We start from the raw sequence: 21,083 nt of genomic DNA, 5'->3' as shown, positions 1-21,083 counted from the left end.
AAAATACAAATCAAAAGGGGTGAAGATTGTGGACAAACGAATGGATTGGGATCAGTATTTTATGTTGCAGGCGGCCTTGTTGGCTTCCCGGAGCACGTGTACGCGACTGTCGGTTGGCGCTGTACTGGTCCGTGACAAACGGGTGATTGCCGGTGGATATAACGGTTCTGTTTCGGGTGATGATCACTGTATCGATAAGGGATGTTACATGCGCGACGGTCATTGTGTGCGGACTATTCATGCAGAGATGAATGCGATGCTCCAGTGTGCCCGTTTTGGGGTATCGACCGATGGTGCTTCCATCTACGTCACCGATTTTCCGTGCTTGCAGTGCACAAAGAGCTTACTGCAGGCGGGAATCAAGCAGATCAATTACCTGCGCAACTATCATAATGATGAGTATGCGATGAAACTGATTAAGCTGAAGAACGTTAAGTTGAAACATATCACTTTTGACCCTGACATTTTAAAGGAAGCACGGTTGGACCAGTACATCCATCCGCAGCATAAGGACTAATTAGCCGTTCCTGGCTGCCAGCGGCTATCGGGGCTGCACTGGCCGTTTCACTGGTTGTTTCTCGCCAGTGGTGGCTGGTCTTACCCCTCAGCTACTGGTTAATAAGGATTGAAACTGCTCACCAGCCACGTTGTTGGTGGAAAATGGTTGCTGTTATCATTTTATGCTGCACTTGGGCGTGCTTTTGGAACCACACGTGGACAAAGCGTACTTTAAGGAATGAACAAGCAGTCCAGCACAGATTGTCTGTCATGCCCGACCAGGTGGATGTCAATGGCAATCTGGTTTCTCTTATTGGCAAGACTTCTGATGGTCAACGTGAGCAGGTTAGTTGGCGTTGCAAGACTGAAAACGAACAGCAGTGGTGGCTGAATTTGCGCTTGCCACTGTTGATTAGCGCTAGTGGTAAGTTACAACCGGTGATGGTGCCAACCAATGTTGCCCAATTTAACCTCCGCAATTATTATCGCGAACGGGGAGTCTGTAATCAGCTGCGAGCAGACCAGTTAACCTATCAACAGGTGGCGCCAGTGGATCCGATCGCTCATTGTCACTGTTGGCGGGCCCAGTTGCATGCTTATTTCCGGGAATTGCCACAACCGTTAGGCCAATATTGTGACCGCCTGTTGATTGGCCTTAGCAGTCCTGGTGAAGACTGGCAGCAAGCGGTCAGGCAGCTTGGTATTTTGCATCTTTTCTGTATTTCGGGGATGCATGTCGTACTGGCGGTTGGTATCCTGCGCCGCTGTCTGATCAAGCTACGTCTCACACGAGAAAGCATTGATTTGTTCTTGATTTTGTCACTGCCTGCTTACTTAGTGATTGCTGGTGGAGCGGTGAGTTTAGTACGGGCGGTGATCATGGCTGAGTGTCGTCTGCTGAGTCGTCATTGCCATCTTTCGGGTACCGATGCCTGGTCCATTTCCTTGATATTGGGTTTATTACACGACCCCTTGCTTTTAATGGGGATGGGTGGCCAGCTGTCTTATCTTTTGTCCTTAATGTTGTTTTACGTGGAAGAGCACGGTTGGCAACAATCTATCCAGTTAAATCTTCTGGGACTGCCAACCATTTTACATGGAGCCTTTGAATTCCATTGTTTGAGTTTAATCACGAGTTATTTGGTGATGCCATTCTTTGGGGCAATTATTTTTCCGGGAACGATCCTTGCTGCCTTAACTTATTGCTGGTTACCGGTGATCGGTGACATTTTTAACACGATGCTACTGATTTTTCACCGATTATTGATCTTGATGGACCACCTACCTGGTCAGATTTGCTACGGACGTCCCCCAGGTCCGGTTACGCTATTGCTGTTGATTTTGGCGCTTTTAGTTGTGGATTCTCCCCGACAACGGTGGCGTTGGGCCACTTTAATCATTAGTTATCTACTCATTTTTGTGGCTATTCACGCTCCACTCAACGGAGAGGTCACTTTTGTCGATATTGGTCAGGGTGATAGTATCATTATTCGCACCCCGCTCAATCGTCAGGTCATCATGATTGACACGGGTGGGCGACTGAATTTTGCTCAAGGAAGGTGGGCGCAAGTGAAAACCAGCCGTTCGAATGCAGAACGGTGCAGCCTGAACTACTTGAAGAGCAAGGGAATCAACCACATCGACACACTTTGCCTGACCCACAGTGATGCGGATCACATTGGGGACACCGCTGCGGTGCTTCAGCACATGAAAGTGGGGCGCGTGGTTGTTCCGGCAGGGATGGAGAGCATGCCAAAATTTACTAAAAAATTAACGACAGCAACGACTGTTCAACCTGCCAAGGCTGATGATATGATTGATAATGTTTTGACGGCTGTTCACCCAGAAAGAGCGGGCCGTGGTGGAAATGAGGATTCGTTGACGATGTGGGGCCATTTTGGTGGCCAGTCATTTCTGTTTACCGGAGACCTCGATCGGGCTGGCGAACGGGCGGTTATCCAACGCTACCCGGACTTACATGTCGACGTTTTAAAACTCGGGCACCATGGTAGCCGGACTGCCACTGATCCTGAAGCAATCAAGCACTGGCGTCCGCATTTAGGGATTATTTCCGCTGGGCGCTTCAACCGCTATGGACATCCTAATCGTGAAACGACATCTACTCTCCAGGCCAATGGTGTGCAGTCGATGTCAACCCAACAATATGGAATGATTACTTATCAGTATCGCGGTCATCATGGTATTTGGAAAACTTGTTTACGAGGAGACGAATTGAAATGGATGTTGCCACCTTACAGCAACAGTTAAAGAAGAGTGCGTCAGCACCGGTGTATTTGGTGCTGGGCACCCAACAGGCTTTACAAAAACAGGCGCGGGCGGCTTTCACCAAGCTAATCCCCGATGAAGAAAAAGTGATGAACGTGGGTAACTACGATATGGAAGTCACCCCGATTTCGACGGCGATCAACGATGCTGTTTCGGCGCCATTCTTTGGTGAACACCGTCTTGTGATGATCAATAAGCCTTACTTTCTAACTGGGCAGCGTCCCAATGTTAAAGTCGATCACAATGTTGACGAGCTAGCTAACTACTTAAAAAAGCCGGAACCGACGACCATCATGGTGCTTTTTGCGCCTTACGAGAAGTTAGATGGGCGCAAAGGTGTCGTCAAATTACTAAAAAAGAATGCGGTGCAGGTTGACGCTGCTCCCTTAAAGGAAGCGGCGGCACGACGTGCGGTAGAGTCTTTATTTCATGATGCGGGAGTGAAAATTGAGCCAACGGCGATGGATGAACTGGTGCGTCGCTGCAATGCTGATTATGGACGAATGAGTGCCAGTGTCCAACAGTTAGCGTTACTGTCGTATCCGGACAATGTTGTCACGGCTAAGATGGTTGCTGGATTGATTGAACAATCGTTGGACAACAACGTTTTTCACTTGGTGAATGCCGTGCTTAAGCGCGATCAGAAAACAGCCCTTAATCTGTACCAACAATTACTGGCCGCCCAAACGGCACCGCTCGCTATTAATGGCGCACTGGTCAATCAGTTTCGCCTGTTGATTCAAATCAAGGTGCTGGCCAAACGGGGACTCAGCCAGGGCAGTATTGCCAGCAAGCTTCGGGTCCACCCGTACCGGGTGAAGTTAGGGATGCAGACGGTTCGTCATTTTAAAATGCAAGATTTGACGAGCGGCTATCTGGGTTTAATCGATTGCGATATCCAACTCAAGTCGTCACAGCGATCGCCTGAATTGCTTTTTCAATTGTTTATGTTGAAGCTTGGTCATGTTGCATAAAGGCATAGAAAAAAGCCACCCGGAATTCCGGATGGCTTTTATATTTAAGCTGGTGGATGTTACTTGTTGTAACGTGCGGCCAGACGTGACTTGTCCCGTGCAGCCTTGTTGGCTTTGATCAGGCCCTTAGCCTTGGCATGGTCGATTGCTGAAATGGCAGCCTTGTACAAATCTTCAAGGTTGTCAGCACCGGCAACTTTGGCCTTGTCAAACTTCTTAACAGCGGTGCGCATTGCACTCAGCTGTGAAGCGTTACGAGCTTCAGCTTTTTCGCTTGTCTTAACACGCTTAATTGCTGACTTGATAATTGGCATGAAATTTCACCTCCATCACCGTCAATTTAATTGACCTCAAAATTCAACATCTGCCATTATACTAGAGACAGTGCCTGATTGCAATATCAATTGACGGCCAAGATAAAAAAGTGGTTTGCATTTAGCGTTAAAAACGTGTAATGTATTAAGAGGTCATTTGGCCATACCTCTTCTCGGTTTTACGATCCTCACCGACGTTTAACCTAGAACTAGGTGCAAAATTATTGAAAGGTGGGAAAATAGCAATGGCTATTTCAAAAGAACGCAAGAACGAAATCATTAAAGAATACGCAACTCACGAAGGCGACACTGGTTCTACCCAGGTTCAGGTTGCTGTACTGACTGCTGACATCAACGAACTGAACAATCACCTGAAGACTCACAAGCATGACTACCATTCACAACGTGGTCTGATGAAGAAGATTGGTCACCGTCGTAACCTGTTGGCTTACCTGCGTCGCACTGATCTGCCTGCATACCGTGAGCTGATCCAACGCCTGGGTCTGCGTCGTTAATATTTCAATTGTTCGAAAGCCTTCTCCGTATTTGGAGGAGGCTTTTTTGCTTGCTCGTAGTGGTCAGCAGCAGTTAAACTGTGTTAAGATAATTTTAACTGTGTTTTCGAAATAATATTTACCGGTTCCACCATGGTGACTGGTTAAAACTGCATAGAAATGAAGGATGGATATGAGCAAGATTAAGATTATTCCATTCGGTGGTGTACATGAAAACGCCAAAAATATGTACGCTGTCGAAGTGAACGACAAGATTTTCATTCTGGATTGTGGTCTCCGCTACCCAGAAAATGACTTGATGGGCATCGACGTAGTGATTCCTGACTGGTCATATTTGAAAGACCATGCCGACAAGATTGCGGGGGTCTTCCTGACACACGGTCACGCCGACGCCATCGGGGCTTTGCCTTACTTCTTAATGGACTTCCAAGTTCCGGTCTTTGGTAGTGACATGACGATTGCTTTGGCCAAGTTGGCAGTGAAGAACAACAAGCAGGTTAAAAAGTTCAACGACTTTAACATCGTCGATGAAGATACCGAAATCGATTTTGATGACGTCACGGTTTCTTTCTTCTCAACGACGCATACGATTCCTGATACGCTCGGCATTGTTTTGCAGACGGACGAAGGCAATATTGTTTACACGGGTGATTTCAAGTTTGACCAAACCGCGACAAAGGGTTACAAGACCGATCTCGCACGTTTGGCTGAAATTGGCACCCAGGGAGTTCTTGCACTGATGAGTGATTCTGCGGGTGCAGGGATCACCGGCGTCAGCACCCGTGAAAAGGATATTGGGGCTTACTTGAAGCAAAACTTTACGTACATCGAAGGTCGAATCATCGTCGCCAGCGTTGCTTCTAATATCGTACGTATTCAACAAATTATGGATGCGGCTGCTGCCACTGATCGCAAGGTTGCTCTCTATGGCAAAGACCTCGAGCAGATTATCGATACTGCAGTCAAGTTGGGCAAACTTCATGAACCAAAGGGCATCAAAGTTAGCTTGAAGCAGGCGGCCGAGCTGGATCCTTCACAAGTTATCATTCTGGTTACCGGTAAGCTGGGCGAACCAATTGAAGCTCTTCAACAGCTCGCTAACGGCAATGACAAACACCTTAAGTTTGATAAGAATGACACGGTCTTTGTCACAACGACACCATCATATGCGATGGAAACCGAGGTTCAAAAAACTAAGGATATGCTCTACCGGACTGGAGCACACGTCAAGTTTATCTTTGACGACCTTAATCCATCAGGCCACGCTAACCAGACAGATGAACAATTGATGCTCAACTTCATGAAGCCAAAATACTTCATCCCGATCCAGGGTGAGTACCGTTTGCTCAACAAGCATGCTGAATTGGCTGAAGAAGTCGGTATTCCTAAGGATCACATCTTTGTTTGCGACAAGGGAGACGTCCTCAGTTATTCCCACGGAAAATTCCACTTGGGCGAGCATATCGATGTTTCTAACACGATGATCGATGGGATTGGAGTTGGCGATATCGGCAACATCGTCTTACGAGACCGGCGTGTTCTCTCTGAAGATGGTATTTTCGTCGTCGTGGCCACCATTGATCGCAAAAAGAAGAAGATTGTGGCCAAACCGCAGATTACTTCGCGGGGCTTTGTCTTTGTCAAGACCAACCACAAACTGATGGAGCAGAGTGCTCAGTTAGTCGAACGGGTTGTCCAAAAGAACCTTGATGAAAAAGAATTCGATTGGACGCATTTAAAGCAGGACGTTCGTGACAAGCTGAACCGTTTCCTCTTTGACCACACCAAGCGCCATCCAGTAATTCTTCCTGTCATTATGGAAATCAACCAGCATGCTAAACGCAAAAACCACAAGAGCAACAAGAAGAACGAAAATGACCAGGGCAAGAAAGCCAATCAAGAACACCATCGTGGTCGTGGTCGCGGCCGCAAACACCAGGAACGTGAAAAAGCCAAGGCCAAGTTGAACAAAAAAGATTAGATCAAATATGATTAGTAAAGGACTCCATGCCCAAGGCGGGCATACGGAGCCCTTTGCTATTCAAAGGGGATGCAAGCATGAACGATAGTCAATTAAAAAAGTTCGATCGGGCTCGTATACTAATCAAAAACGGCAAAGCCCATGCTGCTGCCACTATTTTGGCAAAACTCAATGATGAAGTAGATGAATTCCGTATTAATCGGGCACTAGTAGCAGCTAACCTTGCTGATCATCAATACATGGCTGCTCGCCGTCTTGCAGAAGAACGGGTTAGTGATTATCTGAAAGAAAAGAGCGACGCCCAGCTGTTGATTCGTGTTGAACTGGCTGACCAACAGTTTATGACTGCTCGTCGACAGATTGCCAAGCTGCCACAATGGTCAGTTCAGTTAATGCCTCTGGTGAAAGATGCTGAAGAAAATGCGTTGGCAACGATGAACACAAGTTTGCGTGAACGGTGGCGTGAATTTTATCATCTGGGTGACACATCTTTTAAGGAACAACAAAGACGAATGTCTGTCGCCAATCGTTTGCCGCTGTCTTATTACCTTAAAGGAGCAATGTTTCTCCTACGTGATCCCTTCACCAATCCGTTGATTCGGGCTAGCTTACTGGAGAATTTACAACCACTAAAGATTCAGCAAAATGTCAAGGTTTACTGGATTGACGAGCAGGAACACGATTTGAACTTGGCTGATTTGCAAGCGATCGATTCGATGGGGGTTGTCCAGCAATTACGACAGCAGATTGCGGATAAATATGCCAACCAGGATCCGGTGTCTTTGCAAACAGCCCAGCGCGAATTAAATTTGCAGCTAATTTATCTCTATCCATTCATCGATGTAGCTGTTACTGACCCCAATAGTTGGGTGACCGCACTGACGAGCAGTGGTCAGTTAGTAAAGCCCAATCATTCGGTAGAGAAAGCTTTGGATTGGCAAAGAAAAATTAACAGGCTAGTCACCCGAATTTCTCACTAAAATATTTGTTTTTTTGAGTAAATTCATTTACAAAGTTGGGACTAACTGATATTATAAGTGAGAATTCTTTGGGGCGTTGAATTGATCCTTTAACTCAGCGTTACAAAGTAGTATAATAAATTTAAAGGTGTGCCAGTTGGTAGTTTCTATTGACTGGCATGATTCTTGAAACATTTATTTGGAGGGTTTCTTAATGGCTGAAAAAGAACATTATGAACGTACTAAGCCGCACGTTAACATTGGTACTATTGGCCACGTTGACCACGGTAAGACTACGCTGACTGCAGCTATCACCAAGGTTCTGGCTAAGCAGGGTCTGGCAAAGGAAGAAAAGTTTGCTGACATCGACGCTGCCCCAGAAGAAAAGGAACGTGGTATCACCATCAACACGGCCCACGTTGAATACGAAACTAAGAAGCGTCACTACGCACACATGGACGCTCCTGGCCACGCCGACTACGTTAAGAACATGATCACTGGTGCCGCACAAATGGATGGTGCCATCCTGGTTGTTGCCGCTGATGATGGTCCTATGCCACAAACTCGTGAACACATTCTGCTTGCTCGCCAAGTTGGTGTTCAATACATCGTTGTATTCCTTAACAAGTGTGACCTGGTTGACGATGACGAACTGATCGACCTTGTTGAAATGGAAGTTCGTGACCTTCTGTCTGAATACGGGTTCCCTGGTGACGATGTTCCAGTTATCCGTGGCTCAGCTCTGAAGGCTCTGCAGGGTGACCCTGAACAAGAAAAGGTTATCCTTCACCTGATGGATGTTGTTGATGACTACATTCCAACTCCAAAGCGTCCTACTGACAAGCCATTCATGATGCCTGTTGAAGACGTCTTCACTATCACTGGTCGTGGTACTGTTGCTTCTGGTCGTATCGACCGTGGTACTGTTAAGATCGGTGACGAAGTTGAAATCGTTGGTTTGACTGACGATGTTCTGAAGTCCACCGTAACTGGTCTGGAAATGTTCCACAAGACTCTGGACCTTGGTGAAGCCGGTGACAACGTTGGTATTTTGCTTCGTGGTATCAACCACGACCAAGTTGAACGTGGTCAAGTTCTGGCAGAACCAGGTTCGATCCAGACTCACAAGAAGTTTAAGGGCGAAGTTTATGTTATGACCAAGGAAGAAGGGGGCCGTCACACTCCATTCTTCTCAAACTACCGTCCACAATTCTACTTCCACACTACTGACGTTACTGGGACCATTGAACTGCCAGATGGCGTTGAAATGGTTATGCCTGGTGACAACGTTACCTTTACTGTTGAACTGCAGAAGCCAGTTGCCCTTGAAAAGGGTCTGAAGTTCACTATCCGTGAAGGTGGCCACACTGTTGGTGCCGGTGTTGTTTCAGATGTTCTGGACTAATCCGAACTAACGGTTATATCCATAAAGGGCTTGGTGCTTGCCAAGTCCTTTTTTGCGTCTATTGATGGCGGAAAACGCTTGAAAAACAAGTACTTCTAGGGTAGACTATTAAAGTATGTGGAAGTCTGTGAATCATATTACAGGCGACCGTTTAAAATGATATTTTATTGGAGGAAATTCACATGGCAAAATGGGAACGCGAAGACGACAAGAGTCGCGGTAAGCTGACTTTTGAGATTGACGTCAAGACCGTACAAAAGGGTATTGATGACGCCTTCCAAGAAACTAAGAAGAAGATTACGGTACCTGGCTTCCGGAAGGGTCACGTGCCACGCCAAATCTTTAACCAAATGTACGGTGAAGAATCACTGTACCAGGACGCCTTAAACAAGGTTTTGCCTGATGCTTACGAAGCAGCTGTCAAGGATGCTGACATCGAACCAGTTTCACAACCACAAATTGGAATTGAAAGCATGGAAAAGGGCAAGCCTTGGGTTATGACTGCAACGGTTGACATCAAGCCTGATGTTAAGCTTGGCGACTACAAGGGCCTTTCCATTACCAAGCACGACAACACGGTTAGCGATGCTGACGTTGACAGCGAAATCGAAGACAAGCGTCAACAACAAGCTGAACTTGTTCTGAAGGAAGACAAGCCAGCAGCTAAGGGTGACACGGTTGTTATCGACTATGTTGGTACCATTGATGGTAAGAAGTTTGATGGTGGTAGTGCCGACAACTACTCACTCGAACTGGGCTCCAACTCCTTTATTCCAGGCTTTGAAGACCAACTGGTTGGTCACAAGGCTGATGATAAGGTTGACGTTAAGGTTACCTTCCCTAAGGACTACCACGCTAAAGAATTAGCTGGTAAGGACGCTAACTTTGCTGTTACGATCCACGAAGTCAAGGAAAAGCAATTACCAAAGCTGGATGACGACTTTGCCAAGGACGTCGATGAAGATGTTGACACCCTTGATGAACTGAAGAAGAAGACTCGTGACCAACTGCAAAAGCAGAAGGATGACGACATTCGTTCTGACGTTGAAGAAGAAGCACTGGACAAGGCTGTGGAAAATGCAACCATCGGCGACATTCCTGAACAGATGAAGAAGGATGACACCGACCGTCAGATGCAACAGTACTTAGCTGGTATGCAACAACAGGGGATCAGTCCAAAGCTCTACTTCCAGATGACTGGAACGAGCGAAGATGCTCTCCGTAAGCAATTCTCCAACGATGCTGAACACCGTGTTAAGACTAACTTGGTACTCGAAGCCATCGTTAAGGATGCTAAGCTGACTGCTAGCCAGGATGACATTGATAAGGAAATCAAGGACCTGGCAAAGCAATACCAGATGGATGAAGACCAAGTTAAGAAGGTTCTTTCCACTGATATGCTGAGTCATGATATCGAAATTAAGAAGGCCGTTGACCTGGTTGCTGATTCTGCTAAGCAGGAACTGGAACCAAAGAAGGACGACAAAAAAGATGATGACAAGGACAGCGACAAGTAATTCTTGATTCATCGTTATTCAGAAAGGAGTTGCGCTGATTAATCGGTCAGCCAACTCTTTTTTGTTTGCATTTGAAGTCAAATATTTCAAAATTTTCTGAATATTTGCTAGAATGTAAGCACAATTAATTACGGGGAGGAAATCAATCCATGTTTGAAGATACCAGTGGTGCTGACGGTGGCACGATTCACTGTTCTTTTTGTGGCAAGTCACAAGACGAGGTGGCCAAAATTGTTGCCGGCCCCGGCGTCTACATCTGCAACGAATGTGTTGATCTGTGCAAGCGGATCATTGATGAAGAGCTTGCACAGGATCATCCAGTTGAAGATCTGAAGGTGCCAACACCAGAAGAAATTGTCAAACAACTTGACCAGTACGTTATCGGTCAAGAAGATGCGAAAAAGACCCTGGCTGTGGCCGTATACAACCACTACAAGCGGATTACGGCGATGGACAAGAATGAAACTGATAACACTGAATTGGCTAAAAGCAACATTGCAGTGATCGGGCCAACCGGTTCTGGTAAGACTTACCTTGCTCAGTCACTGGCGAGAATTTTAAACGTTCCTTTTGCTATTGCTGATGCGACGACGTTGACCGAGGCTGGTTACGTCGGTGAAGATGTCGAAAACATTATCCTGAAGTTGTTGCAGGCTTCTGATTTTAATGTTCAGCGTGCGGAGCACGGTATTATTTACATCGACGAAATTGATAAAATTGCTAAGAAGAGCGAAAACGTTTCAATTACGCGGGACGTTTCTGGTGAAGGTGTTCAGCAAGCCTTGCTGAAGATTCTGGAAGGGACGATTGCCAATGTTCCGCCGCAAGGAGGATGGAAACATCCACAACAGGAATTTATCCAGGTGGACACTACTAACATTCTCTTCATCGTCGGTGGGGCCTTTGATGGCATTGAAAACATTGTGAAGGAACGACTGGGTGATAAGACCATTGGTTTCGGCACTGATTCCAAGGAAGCTGTTCAAGTCAATGACAAAAATGTTCTGCAACACGTCATTCCTGAAGATTTGCGGCGCTTTGGTTTGATTCCAGAATTTATTGGTCGTCTGCCAGTACTGACTGCTTTACAGAAGTTGGATGAAGATGACTTGGTCCGGATTTTGACGGAACCAAAGAATGCGCTGGTTAAGCAGTATCAAGAACTGATTAAACTCGATGGCAGTAAGCTGAAGTTCACTGACGGTGCGCTACGCGCAATGGCTCGGATGGCGATTAAACGGCGGACGGGAGCCCGTGGTTTGCGTTCTATTATCGAAGACGTCATGCGTGATGTGATGTTTGATTTGCCGAGTCGGGAAGACGTCGAAACCGTCGTCATCGCCAAGCGTTGCGTTGATGATCACCGCGAGCCTAAATACATCTTAAAAGACGAAAAAGCTTCCTAAGCAGAATGAAGCAGATGAGGTGAACGAGATGGAAGTCCATAATGTTGAATTGACCATCAGTGCCGTGCAGGCTGCTCAGTACCCCAAGGGTCAGCAACCCGAGATTGCCTTTGTCGGTCGCTCTAACGTTGGTAAATCTACTTTAACGAACGTCTTGATCAACCGTCGCAATTACGCTCACACGTCCAGCCAACCTGGTAAAACGCAGACGTTAAATTTTTATCACGTTGAAGATCAGCTTTATTTCGTTGACGTGCCTGGTTATGGCTTTGCCAAGGTTTCCAAAAAGGAACGCGAACGCTTTGGCCAGATGATTGAGGCTTACTTGACCCAACGCCAGCAGCTGCGTGGGGTGATTCAATTAGTCGATGCCCGCCATAAGCCAACTGATGATGATGTTACCATGTATAACTACCTGAAATACTATCAGTTGCCAACTCTGGTTGTCGGTACTAAGAGTGATAAGTTAAAACCCAGTCAGTTAGCTAAATCCAAAAAATTGATTCAGCAAACGCTGGGCTTAACGAAAAAAGCTCCACTGGTAATGTTTGCTGCACCTAGCAAAAAAGGTAAAGATGCAGTTTGGCAGTGGATTGAAAAGCTGTGTTAAATAAAACGAGCAACATTCCAGTTTGACTGGCGTGCTGCTCGTTTTTCATTTATTTCTTTTTATTTTGATTTGACTTCTCGTCTGGTCCCTTAATCTCAACGCCCTTCATCTTGCGCTTTTTAATGTCTTCAGGCGCTTTGGCAAATTTTTGAAAAAGGTCGTCAAGAGACCGGTTTTGCCGGGTAACTAATCCCATCACGAGGCCTCCTTTTTTTATTTGCTTTATGTTAGCATTTCGTTCCCTTCCCTGCAACTATTCATTTTTGATGCATAAATAGGCAAAAATCAGCGAATGACTTGCATATTCAAACATCATTAGGTATAATAACAGCATTAAATCAACGGACGGAGGATTGAATCATGGCAGATTCAGAAACAATGATTGAAATTAAAGACTTGAAGAAGTCTTTTGGTAAAAATACCATTCTTAATCACGTTAACGGGACGGTGAAAAAGGGCGAAGTTGTTTGTGTGATTGGTCCTTCTGGTGCAGGGAAATCCACTTTCTTACGTTGCTTGAACTTATTGGAAAAACCAACGGCCGGCAAAGTGTTCTTTGAAGGGACCGACTTGACGACTCTGAATGATAGTCAGGTTCAGCAAATGCGGGCCAAAATGGGGATGGTATTCCAAAGCTTTAATCTCTTCCCTAATATGAGCGTGCTTCAAAACATTGAACTAGCACCGAAAAAGGTACGTAACGAAAGTGAAGAGCAGGCCAAAAAAGAGGGACTGGCATTGCTCGACCAGGTGGGGATGAAGAGCAAGGCAGATGCTTACCCATTGTCGTTATCTGGTGGTCAGCAGCAGCGGGTGGCCATTGCGCGTTCGCTGGCGATGAAGCCTGAAGTGATGCTTTTCGATGAACCAACCAGTGCGCTTGACCCCGAAATGGTTGGTGAAGTGCTGAAGGTTATGCAGGAATTGGCTAACCAGGGGATGACGATGGTCGTTGTTACCCACGAAATGGGTTTTGCTAAAAACGTGGCTGACCAAATTTGGTTCATGGCTGATGGTGGCATTCAAGAAAGCGGGTCACCGAAAGACTTCTTTGCTCATCCTAAGACCAAGCGTGCTCAGGACTTTATGCAAAAGATTTTGGATGCTTAGAATTTAATTTGACAAAATATCGACGTCTGCAAGTTTGCAGGCGCTTTTTTTGCGTCTGCGTCCGACTTTGTATAAAATAGGAGTGCTACGAAAAGGCTTGAGGAGGTGAGATAATTGGCCAGTGAACACATTGAGCATAAGTTGAAACTATTACCAGATCGACCAGGATGCTATTTAATGAAAAATATCAATGGCCATATTATCTACGTCGGGAAAGCCAAGAACCTTAAAAATCGGGTGCGTTCGTATTTTAAGAGCAGCCACACGGGAAAGGTCGCTCAGATGGTATCTGAAGTTGCCGACTTTGACACCATCATTACGGACTCCAATAAGGAATCATTCCTGCTGGAAATCACCCTGATTCAAAAGCACCAACCATACTTCAATATTAAGTTGAAGAAGGGGACGGGCTATCCCTATATTAAAATTACTAACGAACGTGATCCCCGGACGGTCATTACCGGCCAGGTTTCTAAAGATGGTGCCTATTACTTTGGACCATACCCGAACGTCTACGCTGCGGAAGAAACCCTGAAGTTCATTCAGAAGGTCTATCCGCTGCGGCGCTGCCATGGTCACGAAGGACGCCCATGCCTTTATTATCACCTGGGACAATGTCTCGGTGCCTGCTTTAAAACGGTACCACGTGAAGTATATGACGCCCAAATCAAGCGCATTAAGTCCTTCCTAAACGGCAATACGGCTGAAGTGAAACGCCACTTGACCGCACAGATGAAGAAAGCCAGTGAACAGATGGAGTACGAACGCGCGGCAGAAATTCGTGACCAGTTGCACTACATCGAAGTGACCGTCGAGAAGCAAAAGATCATCAGTAATGACCGCACTCCTCGCGACCTCTTCAACTTTTATATGGACAAGGGGTGGCTGTCGATTCAGGTCTTCTTTGTACGGCAATCCCGTTTGATGAAACGCGAAAAGCGTCTCTTCCCGATCGTCGATACGGCTGAAGAAGAAATGACGAGTTTTATCCTGCAGTTCTACAACCGGCGCAACAACATCAAACCGCGGGAGATTTTGCTGCCTAAGGGTCTGCCTAACAAAGAAATTGCCGACATTTTAGGTGTGCCCGTGCGGACGCCACAGCGGGGTGAAAAACGGGACTTGCTTAAAATGGCAGGTGAAAACGCGAAGCTTTCACTGGACGAAAAATTCCGGCTATTAGAACTTGATAAAAAGAAGACGACGGGGGCAATGAAGGAGATCACCGATGCTCTCGGCTTGCCAGAAGGACGGAAAATTGAGGCTTTTGACCACTCGCACATTCAAGGGGCTGACCTGGTGTCAGCGATGGTTGTCTTTGAAAATGGCGAGCCTAACAAAAAGCTGTACCGCAAATATAAATTAAAGACGGTTGACCACGCTGATGAAGCCGCCAGTACACGTGAAGTCATTCGGCGCCGTTATTCACGCCTACTGAAAGAAGATAAGGCCATGCCGGACATGATCTTCATGGATGGCGGATCAATTCAAATGAACGCGGTCAAAGACGTCTTAGTCAATGAATTGGATTTGCATATCCCGGTCGTCGGAATGGTGAAAAACGATAAACACAAGACGGCTGATTTGCTGTTTGGACCAAATGATGCCCCGGTCAACTTGAACCCGCGCAGTCAAGGTTTTTACCTGGTTCAGCGAATTCAAGATGAAGTTCACCGTTTTGCTATTACTTATCACCGGCAGGTTCACACCAAACACTCGCTCAGCAGTCGCCTGGATGAAATTCATGGGGTAGGGCCGAAGACCCGGGACAAGCTCCTTCGAAAATTCGGGTCAATTACCAAAATCGCCAATGCCAGTGTGGACGACATCCACCAGCTGGGTGTTCCGCTGCCGACAGCACAATTGGTTAAAGTTTCATTACAGGGCAAGGCGGCTGTTAACAAGGGAAGCTCGCACGACTGATTTTGACGATTTTTTGTCAATCGCCTATACTAGTTTTATCAACTGAACGGAGACTAATAATGAATACCTTTGTGGATCAAATTAAAATTGAAGTTTACGCCGGTAAGGGCGGTGACGGGATGGTATCTTTCCGCCACGAAAAGTACGTTCCGATGGGCGGCCCTTACGGCGGTGATGGTGGCCGTGGCGGCAGCATCATTTTACGTGTTGACCCCGGCCTGCGAACATTAATGGATTTTCGCTATCACCGAATTTTTAAGGCCAAGAACGGTCAAAACGGGATGAACAAAAAGATGAGCGGCGCAGCTGCTGACGACATGGTAGTTGCCGTGCCTGCAGGAACCACCGTTATGGATCTCGACAGTGGACAGGTGATGGGTGACCTGACGAAGGAAGGTCAGGAACTAGTCGTTGCTCGTGGTGGCCGTGGGGGTCGTGGTAATGTCCACTTTGCTACTGCTCGTAATTCTGCACCTGAAATTGCTGAAAACGGCGAACCCGGTGAGGGGCGTCATCTCCAATTGGAATTAAAGATGTTGGCCGATGTCGGCTTGGTTGGTTTTCCATCTGTTGGTAAATCCACTTTGCTATCGGTAGTGACCGGTGCCAAACCGAAAATTGCGGCTTATGAATTCACCACTTTGGTTCCGAATTTGGGGATGGTGATGCTCGATGATGGCCGCGATTTTGCCATGGCTGACATGCCTGGCCTGATTAGTGGGGCTTCGAAGGGTGTTGGCTTAGGCCTCAAGTTTTTGCGGCATATCGAACGCACCCGGGTGCTTTTACACTTGATTGCCATGGACAGCCAGGATGAAGAACAAGCAATTCAACGCTTTCACGCCATTAACCACGAGCTGAAGAGCTATGATCCTCAATTACTGAAACGCCCACAGATCATCGTGGCAACGAAGATGGACTTGCCTAACGCAGCTGATAATTTAGCTCATTTCAAGCAAGAGTTGTCTGCTGATCATACCCTGGACCAAAATGTCAAGATCTTCCCGATTTCTGCTGTCACCCACCAAGGGGTCAAACCACTGATGGAAGCCACTGCAGATCTGCTCGACCAGACACCCGCCTTTGATGCGGAAGGACACGATGAAAAGAGTGCGACAACTGAATTTCATCCCGCTCCAGAAGGGTCAAAGACTGCACCAGCCTTTACAATTAGTCGTGATGATGATGGCACCTGGGTTGTCGCTGGCCAACAGCTAGAAAAATTGCTGGTAATGACCAATATGGATCACCAGGAAGGTCAACTGCGCTTTGCCCGGCAGTTAAGGCGAATGGGTGTTGATGAAGCCCTGAGAAAACGAGGAATTAAAGATGGCGATACTGTCCGCATCAAGGACTTCGCCTTTGAATTTGTACAGTAATGGTTTAGAAAGTAGGATTTTGCTATGGAACTGCAGTTTTTAGGAACTGGTGCTGGCTCACCAAGCAAGCAGCGTAATGTGACTAGTACGGCGTTGAAGTTACTGGACGAGCGTAATGCCGTCTGGCTTTTTGATGTTGGCGAAGCTACCCAGCACCAAATTTTAAGGACGTCGATTCGACCGCGCAAAATCGAAAAGATCTTCATTACTCATTTGCATGGGGATCATATTTTCGGCTTGCCTGGTTTGGTTAGTTCACGATCGTTTCAAGGTAATGCGGGGCCACTGACCATCTACGGTCCGCATGGCATTCGTGACTTTGTGATGACATCATTAAAGGTTTCCGGAACCCGTTTATCTTATCCGCTGAAATTTGTCGATATTGACCATGATGGTTTGGTCTTTAAAGATAAGACTTTCAGTGTTTATGCGCGCTCACTGGATCATAAAATCACCTGTTTTGGCTACCGGATTGTCGAGGCTGACCACCCCGGAGAGCTTTTGGTCGACAAACTAAAGAAGCTAGGAGTTCCTTCCGGTCCAGTTTACGGGCAGCTAAAAGCTGGCAAAAAAGTTACTTTAGATGATGGTCGAGTGATCGATGGTCACGACTTCATTGGGCCAGCCCAGTCTGGACGGATTGTCGCTATCATGGGTGATACGCGTCCGGTGGATAATACGGTGGCCTTGGCGAAGAACGTGGATGTGATGGTGCATGAAGCCACTTTTGCCAAGGGTGAAGAGAAAATGGCCCATCGTTACTACCATTCGACCAGCGAACAGGCTGCTAAATTGGCAAAACGGGCTCATGCCAAACGATTGTTGTTAACCCATATCTCGGCCCGTTATACTGGCAAAGTCGCATATCAATTGGCATATCAAGTCCGCGATATTTTTCCTAACACGCGGGTCGTTAATGATTTTGACGACATCGATATTCCTTTCCATGGCTAGACAGGAGGCATCTTCATGTTACGGCGAATCAAATCACTACGAAAACTGAAAAATAAAAAAGTCCTGATTACCGGCGGATCTCGTGGGATTGGTGCAGCGCTAGCGATTGAAGCTGCACACCGGGGAGCAATCGTGGTGCTGGTTGCACGTAACCTCGACCGGCTGGAAAAAGTAGCTAAGCGCTGTCTGGTTCTCTCCGGGAGACCGGCTTTTGCTTTCCAGTGTGATGTTACCGATCCGGACGCAGTAGACCGGATGTTAAATAAGGTTCGGCATGAAGTCGGGGATATCGATGTGTTGATCAATTCTGCAGGTCTGGGCGACATGCGAGAAGTCGTCAATCAGCCACGAAAATCTATGGCGACGATGGTAAATGTCAACCTGCTAGCAACCATGTACCTGAGCCGTTCTGTAGCTAAAGAAATGATGGATCAGGGTTACGGGGCTATCATTAACATCGGTTCATTGGCTGGCAAAATTCCGACACCCAACGCGGCAGCTTACTCCGCGACGAAAGCAGGAGTTATCCAGTTTTCAAACATCTTGCGGATGGAAGTTGCCGATTACGGTATCCAGGTCTTGACCGTTAACCCAGGACCGGTTGATACGCATTTCTTTAAAGCAGCTGATCCGAGTGGCAACTACCTTTCACACCTGCCAAAGAGTATGATGATTAGTGCTAGCCAACTGGCTCAGACTGTCTGGGATAATGTCGGTTATAAGACTCGTGAGATTAACGTTCCTGGTTATACGGCAATTCTGAGCTGGGTTTACCAGCTGATTCCTGGATTGGGTGACTGGACTATTAAGAAAATTTTTGATTTTCAACAAGACAAAAGGAACTTATAACTGTTTTGTTGAAATTTGCAACGGCCATGGTGAAATTCATCAGGGCCGTTTCGTTGTGATGAAAGGAGATTAGCGGCAATGTCTCATTACCAGTGGCAACCAGCAGCGAAGACCGATGAAGAGTTAGTATCATCAATTGCCAAAGCAACTGAACTGCCCGCTGTGTTAGCACGAATCTTAGTTCAACGGGGTTGTCATTCCGTCGAAGATGCTGAAGCGTTTCTCCACCCACAAATGTCTGATATTTTGGCACCTGATTCTCTGCATGATATGGATAAGGCAGTGGAGCGAATTGAGAAGGCATTAGCTAATGATGAGCAGATTACGGTCTATGGTGATTATGATGCCGATGGGATTACCAGTACCTCGTTGATGTATGAGACGCTTTTAACCGTCGGTGCTAAAGTGAATTACTACGTCCCGGACCGTTTTAAAGATGGCTATGGTCCCAACGTTGATGCTTACCGGCGCTTGATCGACGCTGGAACGCAATTGATGATTACGGTGGATAATGGGGTTTCTGGCAAGGAAGCCATTGATTTTGCCAATTCTAAGGGTGTTGACGTCGTTATCACTGACCACCACGAATTACCAGACCAGTTACCTGATGCTTATGCAATTGTTCATCCTCACTATCCAGGAGATGAATATGCTGGTGCGGACCTTTCTGGTGTAGGCGTAGCCTTCAAAGTCGCTTGGCAACTGCTAGAAGAGTTTCCACCTGAACTGTTAGATCTCGTTGCTATCGGCGAAATAGCGGACGTCGTTGACGTTAGCGGTGAGAACCGGGCATTGATTAGCGCGGGCATTCAGCAACTGCGGACTGGTGCGCGGCCAGGAATTCACGAACTGGTGAAACTGGCTGGGATCAACGAAAGCCGATTGAGTGACGAAGACATCGGCTTTCAGCTTGCACCACGATTGAACGCGCTGGGACGGATGGCTAACGCAAACGAGGGAGTTGAGTTACTCACTACACCCGACCCGGATAAAGCGGTTCAACTGGCAAAACATGTGGATGAAACTAACCAGGAACGTCGCGATCTCGTGAAAGTTGTTGCCGATTCCGCTTTAAAACAGGCCCAGTTGCCCAACAATCGGCAACGACAAACTTTATTGCTGCGTGGCAAGGATTGGCACCAGGGGGTTCTGGGTATCGCAGCTGCCCGGGTCGTCGAAGCGACAGGAAAGCCGACGATTGTTGCCAGTATCAACAGCGGGGAAGATGTTGTGAAATCTTCCGGAAGAGCACCAGCTGGTTTTGACCTTTTTCAGGCTTTGAATGCCCACCGTGATTTGATGGTCAGTTTTGGTGGCCACCCAGCCGCTTGTGGTCTTTCTTTTCAACCGGAGCAAGCTAATGCGATTGCTGATGTATTGGAAAAAGCTGCTGTTGATCAAGGACTTGACGAAAATGCTAAACAGCCATTGGTAATTGATGGCGAGCTGGCACCGAAAGAGATTAACCTCTCCTTAAGTGAACAGCTGAACCGCCTGGCGCCATTTGGCCCTGGTAATCCGCAACCCGTTTTTGTCTTAAAGCAAGCTATTGTCCAACAAGCACGGGCAATGGGCAAGGGCAATGAGCACCTTCGTCTGTCCGTCGCTGACTCGGAACAGCGATTGAACGTTGTGGCTTTTAACCAAGCTACGTTGATCCCTGCCATACGTAAAGCAGAACCTGGAAAAGTCAAGTTGGCAGTAACCCTGGGCATCAACGAATGGAAAGGAAAGCGCAGCTGCGAGTTGATGCTCAAGGACATCGACATTCAGCAACCGACGGTCATTGATGCCCGAACGCGACAGCTAACTCCGCAGATGTTTGATGAAGAAGGGGACTACCTTATTTACGGAGACCGCTTGCGCAAAAACGTTGCTGGCCACATTCAAGGAAAACTGCTAACGCCACAGCAAGCCCGCCAAATGGACTTTGCGGGGCGTAAGTTGACGGTAGTTGATTGTCCACCGAGCCTGAATGAACTAGCAGCTGACTTGCACAGCTCTGCTATTCCCAAGGCAGTTCGCTTACTGCTATGGAATAGTCGATCAGTGGCATCTGAGGGGATGCCTGGACGACAGAATTTTGCGCAATTATTCCGGTTACTGCAAAAGCAGGGTAAGCTGGAATGGCCAGCTGCACAAACAAATTTATCACAAGCATTAAGACTTAATGAGCATTTAGTTAAATTTATGGTAAACGTGTTTTTAGATGCTGGATTTGTTACAATAGAGAGTGGTTTTTTGCGTTTAGTTACTCAACCGACGCGGACTGACCTGACCCAGCAACCGCATTTTAAACAGCGCGTTGCTAAGATTGACGCTGAAAAAACACTGTTACAGTGCAATTCGGCATCATTGCTTCAGTGGGTCGAAAAACACCTAACTAATGATTAGACAAGGAGA

General features: G+C 46.9%; 18 protein-coding genes. 16 read left to right on the top strand and 2 right to left on the bottom strand.

Going from position 1 to position 21,083, the window contains the following annotated elements:
* The first annotated feature begins 28 nt into the window (after nt 1-28).
* From AB3114_RS03190 to holA, 3 genes are all read left to right on the top strand, one after another.
* Complete coding sequence (locus AB3114_RS03190) at nt 29-517, top strand: ComE operon protein 2 (RefSeq protein ID WP_367341815.1); 489 nt, start codon at nt 29-31, stop codon at nt 515-517.
* A gap of 251 nt (nt 518-768) precedes the next feature.
* Nucleotides 769-2,766 (top strand): DNA internalization-related competence protein ComEC/Rec2, encoded by a 1,998-nt coding sequence (locus tag AB3114_RS03185; protein WP_367341814.1) that lies wholly within the window; start codon nt 769-771, stop codon nt 2,764-2,766.
* Nucleotides 2,736-3,758: a DNA polymerase III subunit delta gene (holA, locus tag AB3114_RS03180; RefSeq protein ID WP_367341813.1), complete on the top strand. Its 1,023-nt coding sequence runs from the start codon at nt 2,736-2,738 to the stop codon at nt 3,756-3,758. The genes AB3114_RS03185 and holA overlap by 31 nt, the downstream gene beginning before the upstream one ends.
* Before the next feature lie 59 nt (nt 3,759-3,817).
* Here the strand turns inward: holA and rpsT are convergent, their stop codons facing one another.
* Nucleotides 3,818-4,072: a 30S ribosomal protein S20 gene (gene rpsT / locus AB3114_RS03175; protein ID WP_367341812.1), complete on the bottom strand. Its 255-nt coding sequence runs from the start codon at nt 4,070-4,072 to the stop codon at nt 3,818-3,820.
* Between the two features lie 245 nt (nt 4,073-4,317).
* Between rpsT and rpsO the strand changes: the two genes are divergently transcribed.
* The 7 genes from rpsO to yihA all read left to right on the top strand — a co-directional run bounded on the left by rpsO (nt 4,318) and on the right by yihA (nt 12,465).
* A complete protein-coding gene (gene rpsO / locus AB3114_RS03170) occupies nt 4,318-4,587 on the top strand; it encodes a 30S ribosomal protein S15 (RefSeq protein WP_283584326.1) in 270 nt (89 codons plus the stop codon).
* Between the two features lie 172 nt (nt 4,588-4,759).
* Nucleotides 4,760-6,568: a ribonuclease J gene (locus AB3114_RS03165; protein WP_367341811.1), complete on the top strand. Its 1,809-nt coding sequence runs from the start codon at nt 4,760-4,762 to the stop codon at nt 6,566-6,568.
* Between the two features lie 77 nt (nt 6,569-6,645).
* Nucleotides 6,646-7,548: a hypothetical protein gene (locus AB3114_RS03160; RefSeq protein WP_367341810.1), complete on the top strand. Its 903-nt coding sequence runs from the start codon at nt 6,646-6,648 to the stop codon at nt 7,546-7,548.
* A 193-nt stretch (nt 7,549-7,741) separates the two neighbouring features.
* Nucleotides 7,742-8,932, top strand: a complete 1,191-nt coding sequence (gene tuf / locus AB3114_RS03155; RefSeq protein ID WP_367341809.1) for an elongation factor Tu — start codon at nt 7,742-7,744, stop codon at nt 8,930-8,932.
* A 182-nt stretch (nt 8,933-9,114) separates the two neighbouring features.
* Nucleotides 9,115-10,449 carry a trigger factor gene (gene tig, locus AB3114_RS03150; RefSeq protein WP_367341808.1) on the top strand — a complete coding sequence of 445 codons (1,335 nt, stop codon included), beginning with the start codon at nt 9,115-9,117 and terminating at the stop codon, nt 10,447-10,449.
* 149 nt (nt 10,450-10,598) lie between these two features.
* A complete protein-coding gene (gene clpX / locus AB3114_RS03145; protein WP_367341807.1) occupies nt 10,599-11,855 on the top strand; it encodes an ATP-dependent Clp protease ATP-binding subunit ClpX in 1,257 nt (418 codons plus the stop codon).
* Between the two features lie 28 nt (nt 11,856-11,883).
* Nucleotides 11,884-12,465: a ribosome biogenesis GTP-binding protein YihA/YsxC gene (gene yihA / locus AB3114_RS03140; protein WP_367341806.1), complete on the top strand. Its 582-nt coding sequence runs from the start codon at nt 11,884-11,886 to the stop codon at nt 12,463-12,465.
* Nucleotides 12,466-12,514: 49 nt separating this feature from the next.
* Here yihA and AB3114_RS03135 read toward each other — a convergent pair whose 3' ends face one another.
* On the bottom strand, nt 12,515-12,661 hold the full coding sequence (locus AB3114_RS03135; protein ID WP_367341805.1) for a hypothetical protein: 147 nt from the start codon (nt 12,659-12,661) through the stop codon (nt 12,515-12,517).
* 164 nt (nt 12,662-12,825) lie between these two features.
* On the opposite strand from AB3114_RS03135, the gene AB3114_RS03130 reads away from it, so the two are divergent.
* The 6 genes from AB3114_RS03130 (at nt 12,826) to recJ (ending at nt 21,074) form a co-directional block, all read left to right on the top strand.
* Nucleotides 12,826-13,575 carry an amino acid ABC transporter ATP-binding protein gene (locus AB3114_RS03130; RefSeq protein WP_367341804.1) on the top strand — a complete coding sequence of 250 codons (750 nt, stop codon included), beginning with the start codon at nt 12,826-12,828 and terminating at the stop codon, nt 13,573-13,575.
* A gap of 114 nt (nt 13,576-13,689) precedes the next feature.
* Nucleotides 13,690-15,498, top strand: a complete 1,809-nt coding sequence (gene uvrC, locus AB3114_RS03125; protein WP_367341803.1) for an excinuclease ABC subunit UvrC — start codon at nt 13,690-13,692, stop codon at nt 15,496-15,498.
* Nucleotides 15,499-15,557: 59 nt separating this feature from the next.
* Entirely contained in the window at nt 15,558-16,877 is a 1,320-nt protein-coding gene (gene obgE / locus AB3114_RS03120) for a GTPase ObgE (RefSeq protein ID WP_367341802.1), read from the top strand.
* Between the two features lie 24 nt (nt 16,878-16,901).
* A complete protein-coding gene (gene rnz / locus AB3114_RS03115; protein WP_367341801.1) occupies nt 16,902-17,831 on the top strand; it encodes a ribonuclease Z in 930 nt (309 codons plus the stop codon).
* Between the two features lie 15 nt (nt 17,832-17,846).
* The gene (locus AB3114_RS03110) at nt 17,847-18,680 is read left to right on the top strand and encodes an SDR family NAD(P)-dependent oxidoreductase (protein ID WP_367341800.1); all 834 of its coding nucleotides are present in this window, start codon (nt 17,847-17,849) and stop codon (nt 18,678-18,680) included.
* A gap of 78 nt (nt 18,681-18,758) precedes the next feature.
* The gene (gene recJ / locus AB3114_RS03105; protein ID WP_367341799.1) at nt 18,759-21,074 is read left to right on the top strand and encodes a single-stranded-DNA-specific exonuclease RecJ; all 2,316 of its coding nucleotides are present in this window, start codon (nt 18,759-18,761) and stop codon (nt 21,072-21,074) included.
* Nucleotides 21,075-21,083 lie beyond the last annotated feature (9 nt).

The organism is Limosilactobacillus sp. (assembly GCF_040772465.1).
Classification (GTDB): Bacteria; Bacillota; Bacilli; order Lactobacillales; family Lactobacillaceae; genus Limosilactobacillus.
This window is presented reverse-complemented; position numbering and strand designations above follow the sequence as displayed.

What these genes read in the sequence shown, in the direction of transcription:
- AB3114_RS03185 (WP_367341814.1), top strand. Translation starts at nt 769, where the DNA reads ATGCCCGACCAGGTGGATGTCAATGGCAATCTGGTTTCTCTTATTGGC.
- tig (WP_367341808.1), top strand. Translation starts at nt 9,115, where the DNA reads ATGGCAAAATGGGAACGCGAAGACGACAAGAGTCGCGGTAAGCTGACT.
- AB3114_RS03165 (WP_367341811.1), top strand. Translation starts at nt 4,760, where the DNA reads ATGAGCAAGATTAAGATTATTCCATTCGGTGGTGTACATGAAAACGCC.
- AB3114_RS03130 (WP_367341804.1), top strand. Translation starts at nt 12,826, where the DNA reads ATGGCAGATTCAGAAACAATGATTGAAATTAAAGACTTGAAGAAGTCT.
- tuf (WP_367341809.1), top strand. Translation starts at nt 7,742, where the DNA reads ATGGCTGAAAAAGAACATTATGAACGTACTAAGCCGCACGTTAACATT.
- rpsT (WP_367341812.1), bottom strand. Translation starts at nt 4,072, where the DNA reads ATGCCAATTATCAAGTCAGCAATTAAGCGTGTTAAGACAAGCGAAAAA.
- obgE (WP_367341802.1), top strand. Translation starts at nt 15,558, where the DNA reads ATGAATACCTTTGTGGATCAAATTAAAATTGAAGTTTACGCCGGTAAG.
- rnz (WP_367341801.1), top strand. Translation starts at nt 16,902, where the DNA reads ATGGAACTGCAGTTTTTAGGAACTGGTGCTGGCTCACCAAGCAAGCAG.
- AB3114_RS03135 (WP_367341805.1), bottom strand. Translation starts at nt 12,661, where the DNA reads ATGGGATTAGTTACCCGGCAAAACCGGTCTCTTGACGACCTTTTTCAA.
- AB3114_RS03110 (WP_367341800.1), top strand. Translation starts at nt 17,847, where the DNA reads ATGTTACGGCGAATCAAATCACTACGAAAACTGAAAAATAAAAAAGTC.
- clpX (WP_367341807.1), top strand. Translation starts at nt 10,599, where the DNA reads ATGTTTGAAGATACCAGTGGTGCTGACGGTGGCACGATTCACTGTTCT.
- holA (WP_367341813.1), top strand. Translation starts at nt 2,736, where the DNA reads ATGGATGTTGCCACCTTACAGCAACAGTTAAAGAAGAGTGCGTCAGCA.
- rpsO (WP_283584326.1), top strand. Translation starts at nt 4,318, where the DNA reads ATGGCTATTTCAAAAGAACGCAAGAACGAAATCATTAAAGAATACGCA.
- recJ (WP_367341799.1), top strand. Translation starts at nt 18,759, where the DNA reads ATGTCTCATTACCAGTGGCAACCAGCAGCGAAGACCGATGAAGAGTTA.
- AB3114_RS03160 (WP_367341810.1), top strand. Translation starts at nt 6,646, where the DNA reads ATGAACGATAGTCAATTAAAAAAGTTCGATCGGGCTCGTATACTAATC.
- yihA (WP_367341806.1), top strand. Translation starts at nt 11,884, where the DNA reads ATGGAAGTCCATAATGTTGAATTGACCATCAGTGCCGTGCAGGCTGCT.